The organism is Legionella gratiana, from assembly GCF_001467695.1.
GTDB lineage: Bacteria > Pseudomonadota > Gammaproteobacteria > Legionellales > Legionellaceae > Legionella > Legionella gratiana.
In genome coordinates, this window is sequence record NZ_LNYE01000009.1 from 99,493 (window position 1) to 109,024 (window position 9,532).

The window sequence follows — 9,532 nt, forward strand, 5'->3', positions numbered from 1 at the left end:
CAATTGAATGTTTTTATATCTCATATGAATTTTTTAGATAATTTATCATTTACAGAGAGTTACAATGCCCGGAAGCTGAGCTCAACTCTAGAGTACTTTATTGTAGGGTATCCATTCCCTATAATTTTATATTGAAAAATATTGGCTCTTTTCCACTTGTTCTTCGCTTTGAGTTGTAGGGATATTTTGTAGAATATCTTGAATCGATGATTGAGTGTAACGTCGTTGAGGATTGTTTTTTTCAAATAGTCCATCTCTAAAAAATGCAGCATGATAACTTGAAATATTTGAGTCACCGTAGTCAAAAACAATTTCTTGATTACCATAAACTGCTTGAAATTGGGCAGCAATATAAGCCTCTAATATATGGGTTTGTTCCTCATTTAAATCATTTCGTTCAAATCTTCCGGAGACAAGATATACTTGGAGATAACCTGTTCGTTGACAGACATACCCCGCATAAAATGCAGAACCGTCATAATCATTTTCGGGAAGAGTTAATGAAGGATGGCCATACCGATCGTTCCAATTTAAAAATGAATGAAGAGACTTACTAAAACTGTCCTTAAATCCCGTATATCCATACTCTTTTTCATAAGCATTTTTTATACCAGTGGCCAAAATAAAATCGCTGCGTAAAGCCCAAATTCGCTTTTCTTGTGGTCGCAAGGGATAGTGAATACTTGTAATCTCTTGATAGCCTGGATTGATACTCCCTTCATTGGAATAACTATATTTGGGTTTAACCGGCGCAATATTATTTTTAATATAGTTTTGAGCTTTTTCAAAGCATGAATCACGATGCGCTATTTGAACTGCTGCGCTAATTGAAGAAGATTGATAGATTCTAGGACTTTTATGTTTAGAGATCGATTTATTCTTAAAAAATAATGCAGAATCAATATCGTCTTGTTCCGGAGTTGTATCATAAAATACTACTTTTTGGAGTCCGTAAGCTTTTTGAAACTTTAATGCCAGATAAGACTCAATGACGTGAATTTGTTCCTTTGTTAGCGGTAAAATTCCTTCGTCAACTCGATTACATCGATTGTATCTCCCAGAGGATAAGAAAACTTCCAAGTATCCATGCCGTTGGCAAATAAATCCGGCATAAAGAACAGTTCCATCGTAATTATTATCGGCTATGGCAAGGGAAGGATGGCCATATCGATCGTTCCAATTTAAGTATGGATATTGTGATTCTTCAAAAGTTTCTTTTAACCCTTGATAACCATGTTGCTGCTCCGCGTTTTTAACTCCAGTTGCTAGAATAAAATCACTGCGTAACGCAAATATGCGCTTTTCATTAGGTCGAAGTAAGGCATCAACTTCCTCAATACGTTGAAAAGCTGGATTTACTCCTGACTCTTCGGAATAAGTATATTTAGGTGGAACTCCTTTAATATGGCGTTGAATGTAAGATTTCAATACAAACTCTACATTAAAAATTTTTGACAAAATGTCTGTTATGCTAGAACTCATGATAATTGCCTCATTTTGTCCCAAATTAATCCATTTGCTTCTATGGATAGAAATTTGGGTTACATTCAGCAGCAAAATTAATTATCAAATTTTTGCCACTAAATTTGAATTTGAGCGCTTTATACTGGGAGTAGATTCGAACCAGTATCGTTAAACCTGGACACTGGTATTGGTGAGGATTAATTTGTTAGCGCTTTTTCAAATAACTCCGCCCAATCTCGACAACAGTGTCCAGGCAGCGCATTATCATTTGTTGAAAGCATTGGTGTTGCATATTAGCGAGCATCAATATGTAATAAAAACTCATTATGTCACTTGGTTGAACATTGTGTCAAATAGTTTTTTCTCTGCACCAAAACCGGTGTCTAACTTAAAAATGGATCCCCGCTTGGCGAGGACAACAGATTATTTAAGTTTGGTAGTGGAGACTAGGTTATTCGGAGATGGAGTGATCTCATTTCGGTAGCAATATTAGATTTGGCACACTACCTCTTGTTGCGTTGCCTGAAGAGTAGGAGCAAAATGATTTTCTTTAGATGCAAATAAATTTCTCGCTTTGGGGTTCACGGCATTAGGCTCCTGTACAACTGCCAGATTTGTTTTAGGTTGCGAACGATAACCCAAAGCGTGTAAAACTTTTGAAGTTGTATGTTCAGAATGCTCTAGATCCATAACTGCATTTTTACTGTTTGCTGCCGCAGACACAATTGCTTGTTGTTTAAAACGATATAAATTGGCCAATACAATTGTGGATTCCAGCACCACTAAAGCAACACCAATTGCAGGGTTGAGTGTAAAACCTAAAGCAACAAATAATCCTGCTGCCACTAAAGTAATGGTTGAATTATAAGCCAAACTCACGAATAAGTTTTGGTAAATATTATCTTTGGTTTTTTGAGCGACATCAAAAGCTGTGGCAATAGGAAATAACAGTCCCTGTTGGATTACTATTCCAGCTTGCTGTTGCGTGATGGTATCCCCAATGTTGGATTGGACAGCAATGCCTATATCTGCATAGGCAAGCGCTGTGAGATCATTGGCCGCATCACCTACCATCGCAACTTTCAGGCCTTTGCGCTTTAACAGTTGAATATAACTTGCTTTAGATATTTCCCCAGACTTAGTGACAGCACCTACGGTATTTGCACAAATATTATCTTTAGAAATACCTAATAATAAGGCATATTTTTCCGCGGTTGCTCTATCAGCTCCTGTGCAAATATGTATTGTTTTACCCAAACGTTTTAGGTGATTTATTGTTGCAATGGCATCTTCACGCAAAGGGTCAGCTAAGGCAATTTGTCCTATTACTTTTTCTCCACGTACAATATAAACAGAACCATTTTTAGGATTATCATAAGGTTTAGCTATATGCGTAATTCCATTTGCTAAAAGCATATCTTTATTACCGACCATAAAAGTTTCGCCATTAATTACGCCTTTTATACCGGAATGATGACTTTTATCAATAGAAGTAATTTCTAAAGACTCATCGGATACAGCATTTTGATCGTGTAGGTATGATTTAATGATCTTTGCTACTGGATGATCGGATTGGCTTTCTAATAATGCGATATGATGCAAGAGTTTTTTATCATCGATATACAGCGCATCTACTACAACCTCGCCTTTAGTGAGTGTACCATTTAAATCAAAAACAATAGTATCAATATCAGCGGCAGCTTGTAATGCTTTGCCGTTTTTAAATTGAATCCCTTGTTCGGAGGCTTTTTTCATCCCAATTTTAACGGCCATGGGCGTAATCAAACTTAATGCACAGGGACAGGCACTTACAAGAACCGATATGACGCATTGGATGGCAAGTGCAGGAGTAAACAATGAACCTATGACAATACCTGAAACGAGCGCTACACCGAGCAAAGCCGGAATAAAATATTTCAATACTCGATCCGCAAATAACTCGATAGGTGCTTTTTCATTATTCGCTTGAGTAATATTTTTTGCGATCAAGGAGAGATAGGAATTTGGATACGTTTTTGTAACACGCATGTGCAATGAAGGAAGGTGATCCGCTAAACGCATGCCTGCTTTTACTGTATCACCCGGTTTAAATTTTTTGAGCTTGGGTGAACCATCGATTCGAGTAGTATAAAGTAGGGCTTCTTCGGTTAATATGCCATCAACAGGAATAACCTCTCCTTGTTTCACCATAATGATGTCATTAGGGATTAACGTCTTGACAGAAACTTGCTTCTCAGGATTTCCCTTCAATAGGACTAATGGAGTAATACAATCGCGTACATCTAATTTTTTATTGATTTCACCCACTAAAGTATGCTCAATTCCTTCTGCTAAATGCCAAAAGCCTAACACAAGAGGTGCGGCTTCAAACATCATCGGTAATCCAGGGATAAACATGCTGGCGATAGACACAGCGACGATGGTCAAAGTACTAATCGTATATAAAGTTGTGGTATCCCATTTTTTGTCACGCAACGCATCCCATGTTGATTGATAAACAGTATGGCCTAGATATAAGGTCATTAACGTAGTAAGTCCTGTTATGACGTAATAAGCAGTCATAGGAATATTGAAACTTGCAATAGAAAGAGCAAGCAAGCCTATTCCCCAAATCAAACCTAGAGCAGCCTTAAGCCAATGGTTTTCATGACTATGACTATGGTCATGAGAATGGTCATGAGAATGGTCATGAGAATGGTCATGAGAATGGTCATGAGAATGGTCATGAGAATGGTCATGAGAATGATTATGACAATGGCCGGGGCAGTAATCCTGAGAAGGCTTATTTGAATGATTGTGCTTGGATTTTTTTCTGTGTTTCTTAAGAGGCAAAGAGTGTACGGGATTCGATGTATGTTGATGAGCTTCGTATACTATTTCTTCTTCATCTGAAAGTGCTTCTTTCTCTATTAGTTCACTTACAGCGATGTCTTCTGCCAACAAAAGTTGAGTTACTTTAGTCTGTATGGCATGAGCATCTTTGGATTTGCACAATAAACTGATGCTTTTATTTTGACTGGTCAAATCGATTGCTACTCGTACTAATCTCAATTCTTTGGCTTCATTCAAAATGTGTTCTATTTTTTCGGCGGTTTTTTTCGGATCGAGAAATGGAACATCATCTGAAAGGTACAATCGATAATTATAATACATGGTTTTACCCCTAAAAATTCAAAAGGAAAGTGGCTCAAAATCCCTCAAATTGCACACAAGCTCCCTGAAAGTGTTACATTATAACAATTCATTGCTAAAGAACAAGAACAAATAAATAATTTTTATACATAGTAAAATGTGGGCCGATGGTTGCATCAACAAAGACCTTTGCTCTCTGGCGACCCTCTTGCTCAAGTCAAAGATTTACAAACTGATGCTCCGGATTGGAATGGATTGACCTCGCGTCAGATGATGCGATTAAAATCAGCTTGCGAGCAGCGTATTAAAAGCTGTACTCGTAAAAATCAAAATCCTGTGATGGAGGCGGCTCTATTTTATGTACTTATGGGAACAGGGCTTCGGAGTCAGAGGTGGTATCACTTAACATAGGACAGTATCGGCAAAAAGGACTGTATGATGTTCTGCGCCGTAAGTCAAAACGCGTAAGTCAAAAAATTCCATTGCCACAAGAGAGTAGGGAATATTTGGATCACTATTTAGAAAAAAGAGAGGCAGAAGAAGGTGAGCCTTTATTTATTACAAGATATGGTACTCGTTTGCAAACTTTGGATGTTTGTCGGATCTGCCAGAGGGTATTAAAGCAAGCACTGGCATTTTTACCTGAGCATGAAAAATTTGAATTTACTCCTCATCAGTTGCGACACACCTTTTTAAAAAGATGAAATCTCAGTATCAATTAAGGTTATTAACACCCGATCCATTTTTGAATTTTGAAGAAAGAGCAGGCATAAAAATCATGGGATGAGTATTGATGATATTTGTAAAATGATTAAAATATCTCGACTAAGCCACTTTAAGTGATAGTATTTTATCCAAAAGTTATGTCAAAAGGACAACTGAGATTACTGAATAGCGCTGAAGACCTAGAAATGGCTTTGTGATTTTTTGTTTAGAGAACCCTGTTTGTTCCAATGATTGTCATATCTCTATTACGAGTACTATTGAAAATTTTAAATGGATAGCCGTGACAGAAATTACGATTTTAATTAATTTTAAATTGGAGAGTACATGTGAATAATAAAGTTGTAGGGAAACCAAATAATTTGTTTCGGATATGTAGTATTGCTTGTTTGGGTTTATTAATTTGTGTTAGCAAAAGTGCAGTTGCAGAAAATACCTTTACTCTAGGTCAAATGGCTTCACAAATTACAAATTCATTTGAACAGTTGGCTAAATTAATTACTGCTGGTTCCTATATAGCTGGGTTAGGTTTTTCTATCAGCGCTATTCTGAAATTTAAACAGCACAAAGATAACCCAACCCAAATCCCGATTGGAACACCAATAGCTTTGGTGTTTATTTCTGCTGTGCTGTTGTTTCTCCCATCTTTCTTAGGAGTAGTCGGTTCTACAATGTTTGGAGAAAACGGCGGTGAAGTAGCAGGACCTAAAGGAACAGTTTTTGCGAGCGTAGATCAAAGGGTTTTTCAATAGCTATGGAATATTTTGTCTGATTCTGCAAAGAGGCTGATTAATCTCTAAATCAGCCTTTAATTAGAAACTCTCTTGAGTGTTGTAATTCAAGAGAGTACTGCATTATATGGATTACGCGAGTAGCTTGACTAATGCTTGGGCGCTAGCGGTTGAAGATGCGGGATTTTGTCCCGTAATTAGATGGTTATCAATGATAACGAAACTTTGCCAATTAGGTGCTTTTTCGAATAGACCTCCTAATCGTTTCAACTCATCTTCTACGAGAATCTCACTTACTTCATGATGCATTTAAGAATTAGTGAACTCTGCTTAGGTACTTGTTTTGGATAAATTTCCTCGCGTACAATTTGCACCAAATCAGGATGAGGATAATCCCAGTATTTATACGAACCAATACCAAAACGGTGGCGTTCCATAATGACTGTCTTTTCTACTCAAATTAAAGAGTCTTCGAAGACATAGTGCATTATAGTGATCAGCTAGGTAATGATGCTTTACATTCTGTGATACACTAGTAAATTAAATATTAAAAAGCTAAAGATGATTATGAAGCATAATTTGTTGGACAAGGCCTATAAGCATTGCGTGGCTCATGGCTATCGATTTACAGAGCCAAGGGAACGTGTCCTCAAAATTTTAGTAAAAGAGGGCGCTCCGCTTAGTGCTTATGAGATATTGCAAAAATTATCCATGGAAGTTGAAAATCCCAAGCCACCTACAGTCTATCGCGCCATTCAATTCTGGCATCAAGAGGGATTTATTCACTGCATTGATAGCCTTAAATCGTACGTTGCCTGTTTGCATGGGCATCATGTGGGGCAAGCACAATTTCTCATCTGCAATCAATGTGATTTTGTCAAAGAATTAGAGTGCATTATAGATTTCACCCCCGTAAAAGAATCAGCTGACTCCATTCAATTTTCAATTATAAATTGTACTGTAGAAATCAAAGGATTGTGCGTACAATGCAATCGAACTCATCTAGGGAACTAGGGTGTATATTACTTTGAAAGCAATAATTTTATTGGCTCTATACAAAGTTAGTTTTGATCGCATAAGATAGAATGTTAAATCACATCTAATAATCGCAATTAGCACCTGTTTTTCGCTTAAGGATATGCTATGACTTGCAAACTTGCTTCTTTAATGTCGCGTATAACTCTAGGGATTTTAGCATTATGTCTTCCTATTTTAGGGCAGGCGCTTTCTAAACCGACATTCGGTATCGTAGCAACTACTCCAACTCAAGTTACAGTCCCAGTACAGGGTCAGTAACAGTAAATTATCAAGTCACCAATAATACCAAACTAACACGCACCTTAACTATGGTGCCAATAAAGGGGATTAGTCAAAATACGGGTGGTTTAGAAAATTGCAAAAATCCTTTCACATTGGCACCTAAACAATCCTGTATGCTCTCTTTGCAATTGCATGGAAATGAACATCGGGAACTCAGGGATTTGTTACTGGAGTCAATGTTGGTAATGCCACTATTTCTGCCTTTTTCAATGAGTTATCAGGTTCAGCACCCATACAAGTTACTGCTGCTGTTGTGACTCAACTTCAGATTACACCAAGTAAGCCCTCTATTGCTAAAGGGACAAATCAGCAATTTACTGCAACGGGTATTTTATCTAACGGAACTACTTCGGATTTGACGACTCAAGTGAATTGGACTCCGCAAATCCTGCTGTCGCTACTATCTCATTGCTTGTGATAACGGTGGCTTATTACACTTAATAGCAGCACCTACGGACATCAGTTCAGGTATTATGTGGGAACAACTTAACTGTCTTTGGGCACACTACGCAGTCATAGGCGGGTTTTCCCCTGGAGGCGATTATTGGCGCTCCACTGAATCATCTGTGAATTCTGCTTATAATGCAATCACTAGAAATTTTACCTATGGGATACCTAGTGACGTGGATAAGATTACGCCTCTTAGGGTTTGTTGTGTGAGACAATTTATGTAAATGAGTAAGAGGTAGGTATTACTGTCATTAATTTAAGGATTCTGTTATTTTCACGAAAGCTGAAATCCATTTTTATAGAAGTATAATGCCTCCATCAACAGGGGTCCTCGCTTTCGCGAGGACTCAAATCCTAAGTTAATGGCAGTGGAGGTGGGGCTATCTTCTTAGAATAGAAGTGCTCTAAATTAGAATCGCTCCACGGTTACTATTTAGAAAGAGAAAGATATGATGTCAGAATATTCTCCTGTATGGCCTCATGGCGAGATTGTTAAAGAATTTAAAGGTATCTATGTTGTACGCGGTACAAACATTACTTATTTTGAGAATATGAAGATTCAACACAGTAGGAACATGATCATAATTGAAAGTGATGGTGATTTAGCACTTATTAATACTGTGCGTCTGAATGAGGACGGATTAAGAAAGCTTGATGAGTTAGGATGTGTTAAGCATGTTATTCAGATCGGGGCTTTTCATGGTAGGGATGATGGTTTTTATTTAGATCGATACAATGCCTGTTTATGGACTGTTCCTACTGAAGATCAAGAGGGAAAATCTCGGTATCCTATAATCCACTACTTAAAAAATGCTGATGAGCTACCCATAAAAAATACTCATTTCTTTATGTTTAAAAACTCTGCTCCTGCAGAAGGGTTTCTATACATTGATAACCATGAGGGTATTATTATCACTTGTGACAGCATTAAAAATTGGGTGGAAGCGGATCAATTTTTTAGTGAAGACACCGCAAAAGCAGCTAAATCTCAAGGAGAAATTGCAAAAGCTCAAATTTCACCTATTTGGCTGAAAGCCACGGGAGTGCAAAGCAGTGATTTTGCACCTTTATTAAAATTGAAATTTAAACATCTTCTTAGCGCTCACGGGGATGTTTTAAGAAATACAGCCTATAAAGATGTCAAAAATTCTGTGAGGCAAATTGATTAAAACATATCGTCACTCATTTCCTCTTGGTGCGGATTAATATTAGATGAGTGCATTGAATCAACAAAACCTCCTGGAATTTTTCGAGTTTCACTAGCCCATTCACCTAAATCAATAAGTTTGCATCGATCAGAACAAAAAGGCTTGAATGGGTTATCTGAGTGCCAGGTGTTTCGTTTATTACATGCAGGACAGCTGATTTTTTGATGTGTGTTCATAATGTTCTTCATTAACTTATGTTAGTAAGTATACATATGGTGCTTCCTTTGAGCAATTAGTTTTAGCGACGTAAAAGGCAAAGAAATGCCTTTTACGTCGAACTCACGTTCGATTAATCGTTCCTTATGTAATCGCTGTAATAACAGATGAAAGTATACCATGCCCGCATCAGGATGCCATTTTGCTGTAATTTCAGAGATTTTTTTATAATTCGGTTTACTCTCAAGATGAAGCAATTGATATACTAATATTGGTAAATTTGCGGCCTGATAAATCGGTTACTTGTCCCCTGATATGCATTAAAGCTGGATTCTTTTCAAGCATCTC

At 37.4% G+C, this 9,532-nt stretch carries 11 protein-coding genes; 7 read left to right on the forward strand and 4 right to left on the reverse strand.

The genetic code is table 11. The features are described from left to right. Positions 1–126: 126 nt before the first annotated feature. Both Lgra_RS04325 and Lgra_RS04330 read right to left on the reverse strand, forming a co-directional pair. The gene (locus tag Lgra_RS04325) at positions 127–1,482 is read right to left on the reverse strand and encodes a hypothetical protein (RefSeq protein WP_058498055.1); all 1,356 of its coding nucleotides are present in this window, start codon (positions 1,480–1,482) and stop codon (positions 127–129) included. A gap of 471 nt (positions 1,483–1,953) precedes the next feature. Continuing rightward, positions 1,954–4,617, reverse strand: coding sequence for a heavy metal translocating P-type ATPase (locus tag Lgra_RS04330; protein ID WP_058498056.1), 2,664 nt, complete (start codon positions 4,615–4,617; stop codon positions 1,954–1,956). A gap of 138 nt (positions 4,618–4,755) precedes the next feature. Between Lgra_RS04330 and Lgra_RS18205 the strand changes: the two genes are divergently transcribed. The 3 genes from Lgra_RS18205 (at position 4,756) to Lgra_RS04340 (ending at position 6,071) form a co-directional block, all read left to right on the forward strand. After that, on the forward strand, positions 4,756–5,007 hold the full coding sequence (locus Lgra_RS18205; protein WP_238584350.1) for a hypothetical protein: 252 nt from the start codon (positions 4,756–4,758) through the stop codon (positions 5,005–5,007). Further along, positions 4,989–5,300 carry a tyrosine-type recombinase/integrase gene (locus Lgra_RS18210; protein WP_238584351.1) on the forward strand — a complete coding sequence of 104 codons (312 nt, stop codon included), beginning with the start codon at positions 4,989–4,991 and terminating at the stop codon, positions 5,298–5,300. Before Lgra_RS18205 ends, Lgra_RS18210 begins: the two co-directional genes overlap by 19 nt. Before the next feature lie 348 nt (positions 5,301–5,648). Further along, positions 5,649–6,071: a hypothetical protein gene (locus Lgra_RS04340; RefSeq protein ID WP_058498057.1), complete on the forward strand. Its 423-nt coding sequence runs from the start codon at positions 5,649–5,651 to the stop codon at positions 6,069–6,071. Positions 6,072–6,182: 111 nt separating this feature from the next. Here the strand turns inward: Lgra_RS04340 and Lgra_RS17385 are convergent, their stop codons facing one another. Continuing rightward, the gene (locus Lgra_RS17385; RefSeq protein WP_238584352.1) at positions 6,183–6,359 is read right to left on the reverse strand and encodes a type 1 glutamine amidotransferase family protein; all 177 of its coding nucleotides are present in this window, start codon (positions 6,357–6,359) and stop codon (positions 6,183–6,185) included. A gap of 258 nt (positions 6,360–6,617) precedes the next feature. Here Lgra_RS17385 and Lgra_RS04345 point away from each other — a divergent pair, with 258 nt between their 5' ends. The 4 genes from Lgra_RS04345 to Lgra_RS04350 all read left to right on the forward strand — a co-directional run bounded on the left by Lgra_RS04345 (position 6,618) and on the right by Lgra_RS04350 (position 8,989). Then, a complete protein-coding gene (locus Lgra_RS04345) occupies positions 6,618–7,064 on the forward strand; it encodes a Fur family transcriptional regulator (RefSeq protein WP_058498058.1) in 447 nt (148 codons plus the stop codon). Between the two features lie 129 nt (positions 7,065–7,193). After that, complete coding sequence (locus Lgra_RS18215; protein ID WP_238584353.1) at positions 7,194–7,346, forward strand: hypothetical protein; 153 nt, start codon at positions 7,194–7,196, stop codon at positions 7,344–7,346. 277 nt (positions 7,347–7,623) lie between these two features. After that, entirely contained in the window at positions 7,624–7,788 is a 165-nt protein-coding gene (locus Lgra_RS18220) for a hypothetical protein (RefSeq protein WP_238584354.1), read from the forward strand. A 481-nt stretch (positions 7,789–8,269) separates the two neighbouring features. After that, positions 8,270–8,989 carry a hypothetical protein gene (locus Lgra_RS04350; RefSeq protein ID WP_238584355.1) on the forward strand — a complete coding sequence of 240 codons (720 nt, stop codon included), beginning with the start codon at positions 8,270–8,272 and terminating at the stop codon, positions 8,987–8,989. Here Lgra_RS04350 and Lgra_RS04355 read toward each other — a convergent pair. Beyond that, the gene (locus tag Lgra_RS04355; RefSeq protein ID WP_058498059.1) at positions 8,986–9,204 is read right to left on the reverse strand and encodes a DNA gyrase inhibitor YacG; all 219 of its coding nucleotides are present in this window, start codon (positions 9,202–9,204) and stop codon (positions 8,986–8,988) included. The genes Lgra_RS04350 and Lgra_RS04355 overlap by 4 nt on opposite strands. Between the last annotated feature and the right edge of the window lie 328 nt (positions 9,205–9,532).

Excerpts from the sequence above, each read along its gene's own strand:
- Lgra_RS04325 (WP_058498055.1), bottom strand. The coding sequence starts at position 1,482 with ATGAGTTCTAGCATAACAGACATTTTGTCAAAAATTTTTAATGTAGAG.
- Lgra_RS04330 (WP_058498056.1), bottom strand. The coding sequence starts at position 4,617 with ATGTATTATAATTATCGATTGTACCTTTCAGATGATGTTCCATTTCTC.
- Lgra_RS17385 (WP_238584352.1), bottom strand. The coding sequence starts at position 6,359 with ATGCATCATGAAGTAAGTGAGATTCTCGTAGAAGATGAGTTGAAACGA.
- Lgra_RS04345 (WP_058498058.1), top strand. The coding sequence starts at position 6,618 with ATGAAGCATAATTTGTTGGACAAGGCCTATAAGCATTGCGTGGCTCAT.
- Lgra_RS18215 (WP_238584353.1), top strand. The coding sequence starts at position 7,194 with ATGACTTGCAAACTTGCTTCTTTAATGTCGCGTATAACTCTAGGGATT.
- Lgra_RS04350 (WP_238584355.1), top strand. The coding sequence starts at position 8,270 with ATGATGTCAGAATATTCTCCTGTATGGCCTCATGGCGAGATTGTTAAA.
- Lgra_RS04355 (WP_058498059.1), bottom strand. The coding sequence starts at position 9,204 with ATGAACACACATCAAAAAATCAGCTGTCCTGCATGTAATAAACGAAAC.